At 72.2% G+C, this 18,721-nt stretch carries 11 protein-coding genes and 1 pseudogene; 2 read left to right on the top strand and 10 right to left on the bottom strand.

Annotated elements, in window-relative coordinates; translation table 11 throughout:
* Positions 1 to 58: 58 nt before the first annotated feature.
* From ACFZBB_RS07760 to ACFZBB_RS07805, 10 genes and pseudogenes are all read right to left on the bottom strand, one after another.
* Positions 59 to 1,066 carry a hypothetical protein gene (locus tag ACFZBB_RS07760; RefSeq protein ID WP_391118883.1) on the bottom strand — a complete coding sequence of 336 codons (1,008 nt, stop codon included), beginning with the start codon at positions 1,064 to 1,066 and terminating at the stop codon, positions 59 to 61.
* Positions 1,067 to 1,325: 259 nt separating this feature from the next.
* Positions 1,326 to 1,895: pseudogene (locus ACFZBB_RS07765) on the bottom strand (RNA polymerase sigma factor); the annotation flags it as partial.
* A gap of 531 nt (positions 1,896 to 2,426) precedes the next feature.
* Positions 2,427 to 3,635 carry a glycoside hydrolase family 6 protein gene (locus ACFZBB_RS07770; protein ID WP_391118885.1) on the bottom strand — a complete coding sequence of 403 codons (1,209 nt, stop codon included), beginning with the start codon at positions 3,633 to 3,635 and terminating at the stop codon, positions 2,427 to 2,429.
* 189 nt (positions 3,636 to 3,824) lie between these two features.
* Complete coding sequence (locus ACFZBB_RS07775; RefSeq protein ID WP_391118887.1) at positions 3,825 to 4,394, bottom strand: aldehyde dehydrogenase family protein; 570 nt, start codon at positions 4,392 to 4,394, stop codon at positions 3,825 to 3,827.
* Positions 4,395 to 4,427: 33 nt separating this feature from the next.
* Entirely contained in the window at positions 4,428 to 5,609 is a 1,182-nt protein-coding gene (locus tag ACFZBB_RS07780; protein WP_391118889.1) for an ROK family protein, read from the bottom strand.
* Positions 5,610 to 5,788: 179 nt separating this feature from the next.
* The gene (locus ACFZBB_RS07785) at positions 5,789 to 7,069 is read right to left on the bottom strand and encodes an alpha-L-fucosidase (protein WP_391118891.1); all 1,281 of its coding nucleotides are present in this window, start codon (positions 7,067 to 7,069) and stop codon (positions 5,789 to 5,791) included.
* A 201-nt stretch (positions 7,070 to 7,270) separates the two neighbouring features.
* A complete protein-coding gene (locus ACFZBB_RS07790; protein WP_391118893.1) occupies positions 7,271 to 9,970 on the bottom strand; it encodes a glycoside hydrolase family 3 C-terminal domain-containing protein in 2,700 nt (899 codons plus the stop codon).
* Positions 9,967 to 10,839, bottom strand: a complete 873-nt coding sequence (locus ACFZBB_RS07795; protein WP_188285249.1) for a carbohydrate ABC transporter permease — start codon at positions 10,837 to 10,839, stop codon at positions 9,967 to 9,969. The genes ACFZBB_RS07790 and ACFZBB_RS07795 overlap by 4 nt, the downstream gene beginning before the upstream one ends.
* Positions 10,836 to 11,837 carry an ABC transporter permease subunit gene (locus ACFZBB_RS07800; RefSeq protein WP_391118895.1) on the bottom strand — a complete coding sequence of 334 codons (1,002 nt, stop codon included), beginning with the start codon at positions 11,835 to 11,837 and terminating at the stop codon, positions 10,836 to 10,838. Before ACFZBB_RS07800 ends, ACFZBB_RS07795 begins: the two co-directional genes overlap by 4 nt.
* Before the next feature lie 377 nt (positions 11,838 to 12,214).
* Complete coding sequence (locus tag ACFZBB_RS07805; RefSeq protein ID WP_391118897.1) at positions 12,215 to 13,519, bottom strand: extracellular solute-binding protein; 1,305 nt, start codon at positions 13,517 to 13,519, stop codon at positions 12,215 to 12,217.
* A 388-nt stretch (positions 13,520 to 13,907) separates the two neighbouring features.
* Here ACFZBB_RS07805 and ACFZBB_RS07810 point away from each other — a divergent pair, with 388 nt between their 5' ends.
* Together ACFZBB_RS07810 and ACFZBB_RS07815 are read left to right on the top strand one after the other, a co-directional pair.
* A complete protein-coding gene (locus ACFZBB_RS07810; RefSeq protein WP_391118899.1) occupies positions 13,908 to 16,961 on the top strand; it encodes a discoidin domain-containing protein in 3,054 nt (1,017 codons plus the stop codon).
* Positions 16,962 to 17,099: 138 nt separating this feature from the next.
* A complete protein-coding gene (locus tag ACFZBB_RS07815; protein WP_391045798.1) occupies positions 17,100 to 18,152 on the top strand; it encodes a substrate-binding domain-containing protein in 1,053 nt (350 codons plus the stop codon).
* The last annotated feature ends 569 nt before the right edge of the window (positions 18,153 to 18,721 follow it).

Genomic DNA, 18,721 nt, shown 5'->3' on the forward strand with positions numbered 1-18,721 from the left:
GCGGCGAGGGAACCCCGGTAAGCATGGCGTCCACTGTGCCGGATCGTCGCTCCGGAGGTCACCTCACGGTCGTCCCGTGGTCGTGTGTCGCGTTCTCGTCACTCTTTCCCTGCCCGGAGGAGTCGTCCGAGCCGGAATTCGACCCCGCGCCGGAGCCCTGCTCCGAGCCGGAATTCGACCCCGAACCCGAACCGGAGTCCTGACCGGGGGCCGTGGCGCCCGGCGACGGCGGCGCGGACGTGCCCCGCCCGCTCGGCACGCCCCCGGTGGGCCAGGTGTAGCCGTCGGTGTCGATGGGGTCGGTCGCGGCGGCCGGGGCGGACTGCCCGTGCGCGAGCACCCGGCGGCAGTAGTCGGCGATCCGCTCCTTGCGGCCCGCCTCCCCCTGGAGCCGGGCGACCAGCCACGGATCGGCGTGCCCGCCGTGCCGGGTGGCCTGCGTATAGCTGCGGCACAGCGCCCTGAGCACGGCCTGGTGGTTCCTGTCGGACGGCTTGTACGGGCCGGGGTGGTGCGGGGCGCGCGGGTCGCCGTGCCGGTGTCCCCCGTTGTCCCCGGTGGGGGACGGCGAGGCGCTGCGGGGCGCGTCGGTGCCGGGCGCGGGCGGGGAGGTCGTGCGCGGTACGGCGGCGCCCGGTCCGTCGGCGGTCCCGCCGGTGCCGCCGGCGGCGATGGGACCCGCGTGGAAGGCGCCGCCGCGGAAGGGTCCGGGCAGCACGCCGGTCCCGGCGGCCACGGCGACCCCGCTCACCGCGAAGACCGCGACCAGTCCCCCGGCCAGCGCCTTCGCGGACCGCCCCGACACCACCAGCCGCCGTCCCCCGTTGGCGCCGCCGGTACGGCGCGCGGCCCGGAAGGCGGCCAGCGCGGCCTGTTCGCGCTCGGGGTCGACCTCGGTGTCCCCGGACGCGGCCGTCAACAGCCGCAGCAGTGTGAAGAACCGCGCGTCGGCGACCTCGTGGAGGGTGCCGGGTTCGGCGGGGCACTCGCCCTTGGTGACGACGCTCAGCAGCCGTTCCGCGGTCACCGGGTCCGGCCAGGTGCCCACGTCACGTCCGTCGTCCATCTCACGCCTCCCCGGCATCGTCACCCACCACCTCGTCGGCGCCGCCGCGCCCCGGCCCGTCCGCGCCCGCGACCCGTTGGCGCCCGACGACCGCCGGCCCGCCCGAGTCCGTACACGCGATGTCCGTGCGCGCGGTTTCACCACGCGCGATGTCCGTACGTCCGGCGCCCGTACCGGCCGGGTCCGTGACGTCCGTAGTGTCGACGTCCCCGCCGGATTCCGCGGGCGCCGCAGCGCGTCCGCGCGCCTCGCGGGCTCCGGCGCCCAACTGTTGGGCGAGGCGGCGCAGGCCGCGGTAGGCGGCGGTGCGTACGGCGCCGGGGCGTTTGCCGAGGACGTCGGCCGCCGCGGGTGCGCTCAGGCCGATCACGACGCGGAGCAGGACGGCCTCGGCCTGGTCGCGCGGGAGCGCGGCGATCAGGGCGAGCGCGCGGGCGGTGGACAGATTGTCGAGGGCGGTGCCCGCGGAGTCGGGCACGGGGACCGGCTCGGCCGCCGCGGGGTCGAGGACGGTGGTGCGGGGGCGGGACTTGAGCCGGCGTATGTGGTCGAGGGCGCGGTGCCTGGCGATGGTGGCCGCCCAGCCGCGGAAGGCGGCGCCGTCACCGCGGAAGGCGTGCAGGTCGCGGACGATGTCGTGCCAGGTGTCGGAGGCGATGTCGTCGGCGTCGTCGCCGACCAGGCCGCGCAGGTAGCCGAGCAGCATCGGCTGCACCTCGCGGTAGACGACGGTGAACGCGGCCTCGTCCCCGGCTCTCGCGCGGGTCACCGCGCGGCCGAGTTCCCCGCCGTCCGTCCCCGCGCGCCGTCGCGTACCGGCCCTGACCACCGCGTCCTCTTCGTACGTCGCGGCACCGCGCATCGTGCCCATGCCCCCGGAGCGGCCGGACCCCTGGGGTTGCCGTCCCGTCTCGTACAGCGTCGCGGCCCCGGCAGGTGTCACCGCGGACCCCGTCCGGCCTGGAACGGCTCGGCGGTACGTCGTTCCGGGTGCGGGCGTACCGGACCCGCGCTCGTGGGACCTGCGAACCGGCGGGCGCGGCCGGGAGGCGAACCGTACTGTCTGCGCGCCGGACCGTGCATTCCGCCTCCGCTCAGCGAGCCGACCGCTCCCGGTGGGCGGTACGTGGCTCTACTCCCCACAGCGCCCACGGCGGCGAAAGCGTCACTCGCGCCCCATACGCCACGACCGGCGGACGGTCGCCTTCCGGTCCACGGGAGCGGGCGGCGGCGGTGCGGGGGCTCGGGTCGGCGGGGGTGGGCGGGGGTCGGACGGGCGGGGGCGGGAAAGCGCACGGCCGCCTTCCCCGCCCTGCCGCGAGCGGGGAGAGCGCGGTGGCGGGGAAGGCGGCCGGCGGCATCAGTGCGGCAGCAGCGGCGGGTTGGCCCAGCGGACCAGTTCCAGCGCCTGCTGGGTGAACCACGCGCCCGCCGCCGGGTCCGCGTAGCCGCGTTCCGGGTCGTTCGGGCCCGCGGTGCCGCGGGTGCACTGGCCGTCGGACTCGCCCGGGATCTTCACCCAGAGCTTCGCGTCGGCCAGCGGGTCGCCGGTCTTCAGGGTCGGCCTGGCCCCGAGACCGCGGCCGGGGGGATTGCACCAGTCCTGCGCGTCGGTGTAGACGCCGGACGGCGGGGTCCAGGGGCCCTGGCCGTTGCGGCTGGTGTCGGTGACGAAGTGCTTCATGGCGGACGGCGCGGTGTGCACGTTCGCGGTCAGCCAGGTCTGCGCGTCGTTGACCGGCCAGTACTGGTTGGGGCACGCGGCGGTGTCGCCGCCGCCCGCCGCGTAGGCGAGGCAGGACGAGATGAGCTTGCCGTACCAGGCGAGTTCGCTGTCCGAGCGGTAGTTGGAGATGTTCAGGTAGAAGCCGGTGGCGTCGCCGACGCCCGCTTCGACCAGCCGGGGGACGATGTCGTTGACGTTGTGCCAGCCGCTGTGGCCCGCGTCCAGATAGACCTTGGTGCCCGCCTGCGGCTCCAACGCCTCGACGGCGTAGTGGATTTCGTCGTAGCGCGCGGCCGTGAGGGTGCCCTGCGCGTCGTCGGCGCCGCAGTCGGACGGGAGCAGCGCCAGCGAGTCGGGTTCAAGGATCACCGTGGCGGGCTGCGCCCCGATGCCGCGCTTGACGGCGTCGATCCACGCCTCGTACTCGGCGGTGTTGGCGGCGCCGCCCGCCGAGTACTGGGCGCAGTCGCGGCCGGGGATGTTGTAGAGCGCCAGCACTGGCAGCGCGTGGCGGCGGGCGGCGTCGGTGACGGTCTTGCGGACCGAGCTCTCCACCTGGGCGGGTGTCCCGTCGCCGTACCAGACGGCCTGCGGGGTCAGGGTCATCGCCAACACCCCTGCCGCGTCCCGGAATTGTCCGTGCCGCAGCAGGTCCAGGATCTGCCGGTTCCCGTCCGCGTTGGCGGGCGGGGTGTAGAGGGCTGCGGGCGGGCGCGGGGCGGGGGTCGTGCCGTGACCGGTCGTCGCGTGCGCCGGGGCGACGGCGACGGCGGCCAGCGCGGCGGTGGCCGTGGCGGCGGTGACGAGCGTACGGGCGGTACGTGCGCGGACGCGTGCGGGCATGCGGGTGGACTCCTCGATACGGCGGTACGGAGTACGGGCGCTGTCCGGGCGACGCTGAGTGGGAGCGCTCCCATGAACGGCTAGGGGAATTAACTCCTCATAGCGCGGCGCCGTCAATCCCCTGTGCGGGCTTCAAGAAATGAAGCCCGCACAGGGGCGGGGACCCGGCACAGGCGCGAGCCGGGAACCCTACTTGAGCGCCCCCGTCACCAGATCGATTCGCCAGAACCGCTGGAGCGACAGGAAGAGCGCGATCACGGGAACGACCGACAGCAGTGTGCCGGTCACCGGCGTCAGTTCCGCCGGCTTCAGCACCACCGTGTTCCCGAACGCCAGCCCCGGCGCCACCGCCCGCATCGCCAGATTCATCGGGTAGTTCCACGGCGTGATCAGCCCCAGCACCCCGAGCGGCACCACCCGCGACAGCGACAACTTCCCCGCCTTGTACGGCGGCAGGATCTCCCCCGCGTTCTCGCTCACCTGCACCACCGACAAGGCGAGCTGCCGCACGCTCGTCCCCACCTCGTCCTCGGCCTTCGCCCTCACCCTGCCCGTCTCCCGCATGCTCTGCTCGACCAGCTCCCCGAACCGCCCCTCCAGATACCGCCCCAACTCCCGCACATACCGGCCCCGTTCCGGCGCGGCCAGCCCCGCCCACCCCGGCTGCGCCGCCCGAGCCGCCGCCACCGCCCGGTCCACGTCCTCCGCCGCCCCCAGCGCGTACCGCCCGATCTCCCGCCCCGTCGCCTTCTCCTCCACCACACCGCTCCTCCGCGATGCCGAACCGCCCCCCTACCCCCCCGTCAACACCCCGTGCACCGGCAGCGTCGCCGCCCCCAGCGCCACCGCCTCCGGGCCCAGGCGGCCCAGTTCCACCGCCGTGCCCGCCGCCAGGTAGTCGAGCGTGTGGCGGAGCATCGCGTCGCGTACGGCGGGGAGCATCATCGGGCCCATGGCGCCGCTGACCCAGCCGGAGAGGATGACGCGGTCGGGGCTGAGCAGATTGATCAGGTTGGCGATGCCGATGCCCAGGTACTCCGCGGTCCAGCGGACCGTGTCGGCCGCCGGGCCCGGCCGGGAGGCGGCGGTGACGAGCGCGGCGACGCGCGCCTCGGTGCCGACGCCGGGGAGTTCGGGGGCGCCGGGGATGCGCCCGTAGTGGCCGAGGATGGCGTCGGCGCCGACGTACGCCTCAAGGCAGCCGTGGGAACCGCAGCGGCACGCGGCGCCGCCCGCCTCGACGACGGTGTGGCCCCACTCGCTGGTGGTGCTGGTGACGCCGCCCGGCGAACCGGTGGCGACGGCGGCGCCGACGCCGACCGCGAGCAGCGCGACGATGGCCCGTTCGGCGCCCCGGCCCGCGCCGCGCCACATCTCGGCCTGGCCGAGCGTGCGGGCGCAGTTGTCGAGGTGCAGGGGCGCCGCGATGTGCGGCCTGAGCAGCGCGTCGAAGGGGACGTCCGACCAGCCGAGGGTCGGCGCGTGGACCGAGCCGTCGGGCAGGACGGAGCCGGGCACGCCGACACCGACGCCGAGCAGGGTGCCGGTGTCGACGCCCGCCTTGGCGGTGACCTCCTCGATGCCCGCCGTCACGAGCCCGGCCAGCACCGCGGGATCGGGCCGTCCGGTGTCCATCGGGTAGGTGGCGGTGGCGAGGGTGTCGAGCGTCCAGTCGAAGAGCCCGACCTGGACGTGGGTCTCGCCGATGTCGACCCCGGCCACCTGCCCGTATCCGGGCCGTACTTCGAGGAGGGTGCGGGGCCGGCCGCCGTCGGAGTCGAGCAGTCCCGCCTCGGCGACGAGGCCGTCCGCGACCAGGTCGGTGACGACGTTGCTGACGGTGGCGGAGCTGAGCCCGGTGGCGCGCATCAGGTCGTAGCGGCTGGCGGGGCCGTGCAGATAGAGCCGGGTCAGCACCGATGTGCGGTTGTGCCGACGCAGGTCCCTCGTCGTCCGGCCCACGTCGCGCGTCACCGGGCTCCCTCCACGATGTCTGTCGGACACGGCACCCCCGGGAGAGCGCAGTACAGGGCACATAGTGCCAGATCACCCACTCTCCGCTGTGGGGAGCACTCCCCAGGAACCAAGACATCGGATGCTTACGGGTTACCTCACCCCTTCCCACCGACCCGCGACCGTCCTTGGACCATGCCTCACACCCGTCCCGTCCCCCGGTAGAGGTCGAGTTCGCCGTCCAACTCCACGGCCAGCACGGTGGCGTGCTCGTCCACGTCGGCCGCCGAGGGCGCGTCGATCCACAGCACTCCCGGTACGTCGTGCAGGCCGCCGGTGACCTCGTGGCCGACTTCGGTACCGGTGCCGACCACGGTCACGCGGCGTACGGCGTTGCGCAGTCCGCGCAGCGAGACCGTCTCGCGCGGGGCGTCGAAGCAGGTCAGGTAGAGGGTGCGGCGGTCGGCGGAGAGGGTGCTCGGACCGTAGTGGTGGCCGGCCGGGAGTCCGGCGACGGTGCCGTAGACGGCGGCGGAGTGCCGGGCGATCCAGTCGCCGAGCCCTTCGAGGCGCGCCGCCTGCTCCGCGGTGATCGTGCCGTCCTCGCGCGGGCCGACGTCCAGCAGCAGATTGCCGCCCGCGCCGATCGTCTCGGTGAAGTAGCGCACGAGCTGGCCGACCGACTTCTGGTGGTCGTCGTGGCCCTGGTAGCCCCAGGAGTCGTTGACGGTCAGGCACAGCTCCCAGGGGCCGTCGGGGGCCTGGAGCGGGACGCCCTGCTCGGGGGTGGCGTAGTCGCCGCGGCTGAACATCCGGGCGTTGAAGACCGTTTCGGGGTTGATCGCAAGGACGGCGTCGGCGAGCGTGTCGATGCCCCACTGCTCCTCGGCGCGCTCCCACTCGCCGTCGAACCACAGCAGGTCGGGGCGGTACCGCTCGGCCAGTTCCACGACCTGCGCGTCGCGGTAGCCGAGGTAGCGCCGCCAGGCGGCGGGGTCCTCCGCGCCCGGCGCGGGGGCGCTGAGCGGGTTGTCGTTGACGGCGGCCTGGACCGGGTCGGGGTCGGGGTGCCGGACGGACGGGTAGTCGGGGTGCGACCAGTCGGAGTGCGAGTAGTAGAAGCCGACCTTGAGCCCTTCGGCGCGCAGCGCGTCGGCGTAGCCGCCGAGCAGGTCGCGGCCCGCGGGGGTGTCGCGGGTGACGGACAGGCCGTCCTCGCGGGCGGTGTCCCACAGGGCCACGCCGTCGTGGTGACGGGCCGTCAGCACGGCATAGCGGGCGCCGGCGCGGGCGAACAGCCGCGCCCAGTCGTCCGGTTCGCACGCGGCTGCGGTGAACCCCGCGAGCTGCTTCATGTACTGCTCCCGGGTGACCTGCCCGGTGTAGAAGGACCACGACTCGGGGACGCCGTCGACGGCGTAGATCCCGTAGTGGATGAAGATGCCGAGCTTGGCGTCGGCGAACCAGGGCTGCATGGGCATGGGGCGCGTCCTCGCGAGACGATACATCGGATGTGTTGCCGGGACGCGTTGACCTTACGGTTCGCCGGTCCGGGCAATCAATCCCCCTCAGGATCCCTCAGGAACCCCCAGGCTTCACCGGATCAGGACCGGGGCGGAGTGTGCCCGGGGGACGCCCCCGACTGTCAGGTGAGGGGGGCGCCCCGGTCTCGGTGCGTTCTCTCAGAACGCCAGCGGCGCGGAGAGCGGCAGCCGGGCGGCCGTGGGCCCGGCGTACAGCGTGTACGGGGCCGGGCGGCTCCGCCAGCGTCCTTCCGCGGGTGACCACCGCTGGAACGACCGTGCTGCCACGTGAACTTCCGCCACGACATCCTCACCGGGCTCGGCCCGGACCGCGGTAAATCCGGCCAGTCGTGGTCCACCGTTGTCATAGTCGCCGTCGGGCCCGGTGCCGAGGTAGACCTGGACGACCTCGCGGCCCGCACGCGCCCCGGTGTTGCGCAGCGCGACCCGTACCACGATGTCCCGTTTCCCGTCCTCACCTGCGGATTCACTCTGGTCCGAGGTCTCCTCCACCACCTCGGGCACGTCCAGCAGCCGGTACTCCCAGGTGGTGTAGCCGAGCCCGTGACCAAACCAGTACGCGGGTTCCGCGCCCGCCCTGCGCCACGCACGATGGCCGATATACGGCCCTTCCTCGTACGGCAGCACACCGTCGGCGGGGGTGGTGGACGGCAGGGGCGCGCCCTCGGCGAGTCCGGCCCAGGTGGTGGGCAGCCGCCCGCCGGGCTCGGCGTGGCCGAACAGCACGTCGGCCAGGCCGTGTCCGGCCTCCTGGCCGGGGAACCAGCTCAGCAGCACCGCGGGGACGCTCTCCCGCCAGGGCAGTTCGACCGGTCCGCCGGAGTTGACGATCACCACGGTACGGGGGTTGGCGGCGGCGACCGCGGCGACGAGTTCGTCCTGGCGGCCGGGGAGCGCGAGCGACGTACGGTCGAAGCCCTCGCTCTCGATCTCGTCGGTGGTGCCGACGACCACGACGGCCACGTCCGCGTCGCGGGCCAGCGCCACGGCCTCGGCGATCGACTCGTCCTCGTCTCGGCGCGGCGGGTCGGCGGCCAGCGCGACCGCGAAGCCGTCGTCCGCCTCCCAGTGCCGGGTGGCGACCAGCAGCAGTTCACCGCCCGCCGTCACCTGCCGGGACGCCACCCGGAAGGACGGTGTGACGTGGACATATGTGGGGTCCCGCGATTCGGGCCGCACATAGGTGTCGATCAGCGTCTCGCCGTCCGCCCGCAGCGTGACCGCGCCGAGGCCGACGACGGCGAACCGCCACTCCCCCGTGACATCCGGTGTGACCAGGGCGCTGACCTCGACGGCCGCCGCGGTGGCGGCGAGTTCCGGCGCGTCGCCCGACTCCAGGATCCGGCCGCTGAGCCGGTGCTCGGCGTGGATCTCGGCGCCGTCGGCGGCGAGGTACCGGACCAGGACGCCGGGTGCGCCGCTGCGCGGGTCGCGGGAGTTGCCGCTGTGCAGCGGGGTCGGGCGGGTGGTGAGGACGACGCCCTCGGCGTGCACGACCTCGGCGCCGTCGCCGACCGCGTCCCTGATGCCGTCGAGCGGCGAGACGACCTCGATCGGGAAGACGCCCGCGCTGCCGCCGCCCTGGACGCGCGCGGCGGCGGCGTTCGGGCCGAGTACGGCGATCCGCGGCGGCCCCCCGTCCGGACCGTCCTGGCCGCTCCTTCGTCCGGGGACCGGGTCCAGCGGCAGCAGCCCGCCCTCGTTGCGCAGCAGGACGCTCGCGGCGGCGACCGCGCGGCGCAGCAGGACGCGGGCGTCGTCCGACACGACCGGCGCGGCAGCCGGTGCCGTGGTGGTCGCCCGTGTTTCGCCGTGGGCTTCCAGGGGTGACAAGGTCCCCTGGAAGCCCTCCAGCGCACCGACCCGTGCGGCGAGCCGCAGGAATCGGCGGACCTTGTCGTCGATCACCGTCTCGGGCACCCGGCCCTCGCGGACCGCCGCCACCAGCGGCTCGCCCCACAGCGGGTGCGGCCCCGGCATCGCGAGGTCCTGCGGGGCGAGCGCCGAGTCCTCGGTGGACCGGACCGCGCCCCAGTCGGAGACCACGACCCCGTCGAAGCCCCAGGTGCCCTTGAGCGGTTCGGCCAGCAGCGGGCTCTCGGACATGGTGATGCCGTTGACCGCGTTGTACGCGGACATCACCACCCACACGCCCGCGCGCACCGCGGCTTCGAAGGGCGCCATGTACACCTCGCGCAGGGTGCGTTCGTCGACGCGGGCGTCCAGCGTCAGGCGTTCGGTCTCCGAGTCGTTGGCCACGTAGTGCTTGGCGGTGGCCGCGACGCCGCCGGCCTGGACGCCGCGGATGTACGCGGCGGCCGTGCGTCCGGTGAGCAGCGGGTCCTCGGAGTAGCACTCGAAGTGCCGTCCGGCCGCCGGGGTCCTGTGCAGGTTGAGGGTGGGGGCGAGCATGATGTCGATCCGCTTGCGGCGGGCCTCCGCGGCGAGCAGACCGCCCAGTTCGGCGACGAGTTCCTCGTCCCAGCTCGCCGCGAGCGCGGTCGGCGACGGCAGGACGAGCGCGGTGTCGCGTTCGTCCCAGCGCTCGCCGCGTACGCCCGCGGGCCCGTCGGACACGCCCATCTCCCGCAGGCCGACAGCCGGTTCGCCCTGCGTCCTGAAGGAACTGGCGCCGGAGAGCAGCCGGACCTTGGCGGGGAGGTCGAGCTTGGCGACGAGCGCGTCCAACTCCGCGTCGGACGGGGCGGGTTCCGTCTCCGACGCGGGCTCGGACGTCGGCCCCGGCGCGGGCCCCGACCCGTTCCCCGACGCAGGATCGGACAGCGTCGCGGGCCCGGGAAGGGGCAGGGACTCGGACTCGGGAGTGATCATGGTCATCCCTTCATGGCCCCTTGCATGATGCCGTCCAGGATTTGACGGCCCATCAGCAGGAAGACCGCGATGATCGGCAGGCTGGAGACGAGCGCCCCGGTGAGCACCAGGGAGTAGTCCTGGATGTAGCCGCTGGCCAGTTCGGACAGCGAGAGCTGCACCGTGGGGTTCTGCTGGGTCATGACCACCTTGGGCCAGTAGAAGTCGTTCCAACTGGCCATGAAGGTGAGCATGCCGAGCACCGCCATCGCCGGGCGGGCGGCGGGCAGTGCGATGTGCCAGTACAGGCCCCGGGTCGTGCAGCCGTCCATCCGGCCCGCGTCGAGCAGTTCGTCGGGGATGGCCGTGACCAGGTACTGCCGCATGAAGAACACCCCGAAGGCGTTGGCGGCGGCGGGCACGATGAGCGCCTGAAGGTGGTTCGCCCAGTGCAGCCAGTTCGCCATCATGATGTAGAGCGGGATGATGCCGAGCTGGGTGGGGACCATCATCGTCGCCACCACGGAGCCCAGCAGCGGGCTCCGGCCGGGGAACCGCAGCTTGGCGAAGGCGAATCCGGCGAGCGTGGAGGTCAGCACCACCGAGACGGTGACCGTGCCGGCCACGATCAGCGAGTTGACCAGGGCCAGTTGCATGTCGGCCTGGTCGAACGCCCGGCGCAGGTTGGACAGGAGGTGACTGCCGGGCAGTAGCGCGGGCGGCACCTGGCTGAGCGCGGCGTTGTCCCGCGAGGCGGCGACCAGCGTCCAGTACAGCGGGAAGACCGAGAGTCCGACGACGACGGCGAGCGCGACGTAGACGCCCTTGCCGGCCGAAAGCTGACGGTCCCGGCCGGATCGGCGGCGGGGGCGCTTGGTGAGCGGCAGGGTGGTCATGCGGCCTCGACTCCCTTCATGCGGCGGGCCAGAAGGAAGTTGACGGCGACGATCACGACGATGACCAGGAACATCGCCCAGGAGATCGCGGCGCCGTAGCCGTATTTGAACTTCCCCCAGAACTGGTCGTACGAGTACAGCGCCATCGTCTGGAACTGGTGCTGCGAGCCGCCCGCCATCGGGGTCTGGCTCGCGCTGAACAGCAGTGGCTCGCCGAACATCTGGAGTGCGCCGATGGTCGAGGTGATGACGGTGAACAAGATGGTGGGGCGCAGCACCGGGATGGTGATGGACCTGAACTGCCGCCACCGGCTGGCCCCGTCGATCGCGGCGGCCTCGTACAGCTCGAAGGGGACGGCCTGCATCGCGGCGAGGTAGATCAGCGCGTTGTAGCCGGTCCAGCGCCAGGTGACGATGGTGGAGATGCCGATCCAGGAGGACCAGGTGCCCGCCTGCCAGTCGGTGTGCGGGACGCCGAAGAGGCCGAGGAACCAGTTGACCAGGCCGAAGTCGCGGCCGAAGAGCTGGACGAAGATGATCGTGACGGCCGCGACCGAGGTGACGTTGGGCAGCAGCACGCCCATCCGGATGAAAGTGCGGCCCCGCAGGCGGTAGTTGAGCAGGTGGGCCAGGCCCAGTGCGAGCAGCAGTTGCGGAACGGTGGAGAGCACGCCGATGCCGAGGGTGTTGCGCAGGGCGTTCCAGAAGAACTGATCGTGCAGCAGGGTGCGGTAGTTGTCGAGGCCGACGAAGGTGTGCCTGCTGCCGTCGGTGTCGGCCCGCCAGGCGGTGAGCGACACATACGCCGTGTAGAGCAGCGGGAACAGGCCGAAGACGCCGAAGACGAGGAAGAACGGCGAGATGTAGAAGTACGGCGACAGGCGCCGCTCGGCCCGGTGCCATCGGGCCCCCTTGGCGGGGGCGAAGTCGGGCGCCGCCCTTCCGGGCGAGGGGTTGTCCTGTGAGGCGGCGGGCGGGGTGCCGGTCGAGACGGCCATGCATCTGCTCCTGGTTGGTGGCCGGCGGGGGGTACGCGGTGGGCGGGGAGTGGGAAGGGTGCGCAACCCCCGCCGGCCCGTCGAGTGGCGCGAGCGGCCCGGAACGGGAACCTCGGGGCGGTCAGGAACCCGGAGGATCTGAGGACCTCACGTCCGGGGCCGGCTCCCGTCGTGCCCCACCGTCCGCGCGGCCCGCTCGGGACAGCGGTCCGCGCGGACGGCGGGATCCGGTGGCCGCCCGCCGCGATCCGGCGGCCACTTCGGTCCGGGAGTCCGGGCTCGGGGCCCGGCTCCGGGACGCCGGAAGGGTGGTGCCGGGACCGGCGGGCCATGGGCGGCGCGAGCGGCGCCCGGCACCCGTGCCCGCCGGCCGGGCGCTACTCGCCGATGTTCTTGATCTCGGCGTTGGCGTTGCTCCACGCCTTGTCCACGCTCGCCTTGCCCTGTTCGACCGAGACCAGGGCGTTGCCGTAGATGTTGCCGATGTCGGCGCCGTGCGGGCCGAGCGGCTGCGGCTTCAGGTTCTTCGCGGAGTCGGAGAAGATCTTGCCGGTGGGCGCGCCGTTGAACATCGGGTCGGTCAGGTTCGCGATGTCGGGCGAGGTCCACAGCGCCTGGTCGGACGGGAAGAAGCCCTTGTTCTTGAAGAGCCAGGCTTCCTGGGCGGGCGCGGTGAGCCACTTGGCCAGCTCGACGGCGGCCTTGGTGTGCTTGCCCTGCTTGGGCACCGTCAGATAGGAGCCGCCCCAGTTGCCGCCGCCGCCGGGGATGGTGGCGATGTCCCACTTGCCGCCGTCGGCGGGCGGGTTGGCCTTGAACTCGTAGCTCATCCAGGCCGGGCAGGTCACGGTGGCGAACTGGCTCTTGCGGAAGCCGGTGTCCCAGGCGGGGGTGAAGGCGGCGATACCGGCCGACTCACCGTCCTTGATGGCGCCCGCGACCGTGTCGAACGCCTGCTTGACCGCCGGGTTGGACGCGGCGACGACCTTGCCGTCCGCGTCGTAGAACGCCTGCGGCGCCTGGGCGGTCATCGCGGAGAAGACATTGCTGCCCGCGTCGAACCACTTGACCTTCTTGTCCGGGCTCTTGGCGAGGAACTGCTTGCCGGTGGAGAAGTAGGAGTCCCAGCTCGACACCAGCGAGGAGACGGCCTGCCGGTCGGTGGGCAGCCCGGCCTTCTGGAAGAGGTCGGCGCGGTAGCAGAGCGCCATGCCGCCCATGTCGGTGCCGAGGCCGAAGAGCGAGGAGCCGTCCCGGCTGGAGGCGGGGGCGGTCTTGGACGGCACCCACTGGTTCTTGTCGACGCCCTCGTCCAGGAAGTTGACGAATTTGCTCGCCTCGGGCTGGAAGCCCGCGACCTGGCCGATCTCGATCGCCTCGATGTCGGCGGTGCCGCTGCCCGCGACCAGGTGCGCGTGCAGGTTCTGGTGGTGGGCGCCCAGGTCGGCGCGGTTCTCCTTGATCGTGATGTTCGGGTGGAGCTTGTGGTAATGGGCGTAGAGGTCCTTGTAGCCGAAGTCCGAGAACAGGTTCACGGTGAGCGTGGTCTTGGCGTTGGCGTCGTCGCCGGAACCGGACTTGGACGTCGAGTCGCTTCCACAGCCGGTGGCCAGGAGCGCGGCGGCCAGTACGGCGCCCCCTCCCGCGAGCCACGTCCTGCGTCTGTTTCCTGTGTCGCTCATGGGGACTTCCTCGGATTTCTCGGTCTCTGGGCGGACGGGTGGGGCGGCCGGAGGGACCCCGGGGCAGGCAGGAAAAGAACGCTTGGAGAGCGCTCTCCCAATGCCGGTACATTCACGCCCCGCACGGGCGTGTGTCAAGACCCGGTACTCCGATCCCCACCGGATCCGCACGTTCCGATGGTGAACAGACCAGCTGATTCAGGAAGTTAGAGGGCATAACGAGCGGGACATGTCGTCATCTCGTGTCCGATGCCTTGACACCCCGGAAACCGGGACGCAACCATCTGCCCACTGAGAGAGCGCTCTCCCGCATGCTCCATGCCCCGGAACCCGCCGTCCCGGAGAGCCGCACCCTCCCTCCCTCACCTCCCCCCGCAGGAGAATCGGCATGAGAGCCTCACACTCACCGACCGCCCGGTTCAGATCCCTTCCACCGTCGCTGCGCGCGGCCCTTCTGGTGCTCCTCGCCATGGGTCTCGCGCTGTACGCGCTCGCCGTCCCCACCACGGCCGCGCACGCCGCCGACACCCTGCTCTCGCAGGGCAAGCCCGCCACCGCGTCCAGCACCGAGGGCGCCGGTTACCCGGCCTCCGCCGCGGTCGACGGCGACGCCGGCACCCGCTGGGCCAGCGCGTGGAGCGACCCGCAGTGGCTCCAGGTCGACCTCGGCGCCACCTCCACCGTCAGCAAGGTCGTGCTGAACTGGGAGAACTACGCGACGGCGTACCAGATCCAGGTCTCCGACACCGGCACCGGCGGCTGGACGACGATCTACTCCACGACCACCGGCACCGGCGGCACCCAGACCCTCACGGTCAGCGGCACCGGCCGGTACGTCCGGATCAACGGCACCGTGCGCAACAACGGCTACGGCTACTCGCTGTGGGAGTTCCAGGTCTACGGCACCGCGGGCTCCGGCGGCACGGGCGGTACGACCGGCGGTGACAACGGCGGTACGGGCACGCCGCCGCCCGGCAACTGGACCACGGTGTGGAGCGACGACTTCACCGGCGCGGCCGGCACCTCGCCCAGCGCCGCCAACTGGATCACGGACACCGGCACCGCCTACCCCGGCGGCCCCGCCAACTGGGGCACCGGTGAGGTCGACACCGCCACCAACTCCCCCGCGAACGTGGGCCTCGACGGCAACGGCCACCTCAACTTGACGGCCCTGAAGTCGGGTACGGCCTGGACGTCCGGCCGGATCGAGTCCAAGCGGACCGACTTCGCGGCGCCCGCGGGCGGCCAGCTCCAGATCTCCGCCACGCTCAAGCAGCCGGATCCGGCCAAGGCGCTGGGCTACTGGCCGTCCTTCCGCGCGATGGGCGCCGCCTTCCGGGGCAACCCCGGCGCGTGGCCGGCCGTCGGCGAGAGCGACATCATGGAGAACGTCAACGGCCGCTCTCAGCTCTCGGCGACCCTGCACTGCGGCACCGCGCCCGGCGGCAACTGCGACGAGTACAACGGCAAGACCAGCGGCCTGGCCACCTGCTCCGGCTGCCAGACCGGCTACCACACGTACTCCGAGATCATCGACCGCACGAAGTCCGACGAGCAGATCCGCTACTACCTCGACGGCAAGCAGATCTGGCAGGTCAGCGAGTCGCAGGTCGGCGTCGCGACCTGGGAGGCGGCCGTGCACCACGGCGTCTTCGTGGACTTCAGCCTCCGGATCGGCGGCTCCTACCCCAACTCCGTCTGCGGCTGCACCTCTCCGGCCGCCGACACCTCCTCCGGCGGCGCGCTGAGCATCGACAACGTGACGGTCTCCCAGATCGCCGCGGGCACCGTGCCGACCCCGCTCACCGACCCGCCGGTGCCGACCGGCGCCAGCGACGTGCACGTCACGGGCGGCCAGGGCAACTGGAAGCTCACCGTCAACGGAGCGCCGTACACCGTCAAGGGCATGACCTGGGGTCCGTCCAACGACACGGCGAACGCGCACATGCGTGACCTGAAGGCGATGGGCGTCAACACCGTGCGCACCTGGGGCACCGACGCGGGCACCAAGCCGCTGCTGGACGCCGCCGCGCAGTTCGGTCTGAAGGTGGTCAACGGCTTCTGGCTCAACCAGGGCGCGGACTACGTCAACGACACGGCGTACAAGACCAACACGCTCAACGACATCAAGAACTGGGTGACGACGTACAAGAACCACCCGGGCGTGCTGATGTGGGATGTCGGCAACGAGGTCATCCTCACCACGCAGGACCACTACTCGGGCGCCGCGATCGAGCAACAGCGCATCGCCTACGCGAAGTTCGTCGAGCAGGTGACGCAGGCGATCCACGCGATCGACCCGAACCACCCAGTGACCTCGACGGACGCGTGGACCGGCGCGTGGCCGTACTACAAGCAGTACACGCCGTCGCTCGACCTCTACGCGGTCAACTCCTACGGCGCGGTCTGCAATGTGAAGCAGGACTGGATCAACGGCGGTTACACCAAGCCGTACATCGTCACCGAGACCGGTGAGGCCGGCGAGTGGGAGGTGCCGAACGACGCGAACGGGGTGCCCACCGAGCCGACGGACATCCAGAAGCGGGACGCGTACCTGTCCGCGTGGAACTGCATCTCGGGCCACACCGGGGTCGCGCTCGGCGCCACGATCTTCCACTACGGCAACGAGAACGACTTCGGCGGCGTGTGGTTCAACGTCCGCCCCGCGAGCTGGAACCGGATGATGTACTACTCGGTGGCGAAGGACTACGGCGGCACGCCGCAGGCCAACACCCCGCCGGTGATCAGCTCGATGACGGTCGGCAACAGCGGTTCCGTCCCGGCCGGCGGCACCTTCGACGTCTCGGCGTCGGCGACCGATCCGGACGGCGATCTGATCCGGTATCAACTCATGTACTCCACCAAGTACGTGGACAGCGGGACCGGTCTGCAACAGGTCACGTTCACACAGACCGGCGACGGCAGGTTCACGGTGACCGCGCCCAAGACGCTCGGGGTGTGGAAGGTGTACGTGTACGCCTTCGACGGGCACGGGAACGTCGGTATCGAGACCAAGTCGTTCCGCGTGGTGGCGCCGACGGTCGGCGGTACGAACGTGGCGCTCGGCAAGCCGACGACCGCGTCCTCGTACCAGCAGACCGGCAACGGGGCGCCGTTCCCGCCGTCGAACACCACGGACGGGCGCTGGGACACCCGGTGGGCGACCGACTGGACCGACGCGCAGTGGCTGCGGGTCGACCTCGGGCAGACCACCGCGATCAAGCACATCCAGCTCGGTTGGGAGTCCGCCTACGGGAAGTCGTACCAGGTGCAGGTGTCCAACGACGGCAACACGTGGACGGACATCTACAGCACGACCACCGCGACCGGCGGCGTGGAGACGTTCGACGTCAACGGGTCCGGCCGCTATGTGCGGCTGAATCTGACGCAGCGCGGCACGGCCTACGGGTACTCGCTGTACGAGTTCGGGGTGTACGCGTGACCCGGGTGACCGGGGCGCGCGGTTGAGACCGGGGCGGGGCGCGGCGGGCCTGTGGGGGGCTGCCGTACCCCGCCCCATCTGCGTGTTGTCCGACCAGGACTTAGGGAGAGCGCTCTCCGTGCGTGGTATAACTGGACCATGACGAGCAGCCGTCCTGCCGGGCCCCGCCTGCCCACACTGGAAGACGTCGCGCGGTCCGCCGGGGTGTCGCGGGCGACGGTGTCCCGTGTGGTCAACGGGACGCGCAATGTCGATCCGGAGATCCAGAAGGTCGTCCAGGAGGCGGTCGAGGCGACCGGGTACATCCCCAATCGCGCGGCCAGGTCGCTGGTCACCCGGCGTACGGACTCGGTCGCGCTGGTCTTCTCCGTGCCCGACCACCACGCGGCCGACGACCCCTTCCTCGGGCAGGTCTTCAGCGACCCGTTCTTCGGCCGGATAGTGGGCGGCCTGCTCACGGTGCTGCGCCCGCGCGGCGTGCACCCCTTGCTGATGCTCGCCGACTCCGAGAAGGCACGGCGCTCGCTGGTGCCGAATCTGCGGCAGGAGCACATCGACGGCGTGGTGCTGGTGTCGATCGCGCCGGGCGACCCGCTGCCGTCCCTGCTCACCGAGGCCGGGCTGCCGACCGTGCTGTTCGCCCGGCCGGCCACGCCGATCCCGATCAGCTTCGTGGACGTCGCGCAGCAGGCGGGCGCGAAGCTCGCCGCCGAGCACCTGCTGGCCCGCGGCTGCCGCCGGATCACCACCATCGCGGGCCCGGCCGACTCCCCCGCGGGCCAGGACCGCCTCGCAGGCTTCCGCGAGGCGATGGCCGAGCACGGCTACGCGTACGTCCCCAGCGTCGAGGGCAGCTTCACGCAGGAGGGCGGCGAGCGGGCGATGAAGCAGTTGCTGTCCGAACAGCCCGACACCGACGGCGTGTTCGTCGCCAACGACCTCATGGCCCAGGGCGCCCTTCTCGTCCTGCGCGACCACGGCCGCCGCGTGCCCGACGACGTGGCCGTCATCGGCTTCGACGACAGCAGCGCCGCCCTGTCCTCCCGCCCCCTGCTCACCACCATCCGCCAGCCGGTCGAGGACATGGCCGCGGAAATGGCGAAGCTCCTGATGGCCCTCATCGACGACCCCGCCCAGCAGACCCGCTCAGCGATCTTCAAAACGACCCTGATCCCCCGCGAATCCGCCTGACGGCGGAGGTCATCGAACGCGCCCGGCCCCGCCCCCGCGCCGGACAGCGCTCGCGTCTGCCACGAATCCGCCGGACGGGGCAGCCCGTTGGGCGCCCACCGGCGCTCGGTACCGACACTCCGCCGCGGGCCGCCTGACGGCGCAGGTCGCTTGGCGTCTGCTCGGGCTTGGGCACCCGGCGGCTGTCACACGGAAACTCAGCGGCGGTACGCCTGACGGCAAAGGTCGGGAGTAAATCCGGCCCGGCCCGCCACCCGTCGCACGGACACCCCGTCGCACGGACACCCCGCCGCAGGCCACATCACGGCACAGGTCGATGGGCCAATCCGGCCCCGCTCCCGCGCCGGACGGCGCTCGCGTCTGCCGCGAATCCACCGGACGGCGGAGGCCGTTGAGCGTCTGCTGGGACTCGGCCACGCGGCGGCGGCTGTCACACGGAAACTCAGCGGCGGTACGCCCGGCGGCGGAGGCCGTTGGGCGGATCGGGCCGGGGGCTCGGCGGGGTTCCGGGGCTGCCTCGCCGGACGGGGGCGCCTTGGCGGAATTCCGGGCCGGGTCGCCCGGTCGCG

Source organism: Streptomyces sp. NPDC008139 (genome assembly GCF_042957025.1).
Classification (GTDB): Bacteria; Actinomycetota; Actinomycetes; order Streptomycetales; family Streptomycetaceae; genus Actinacidiphila.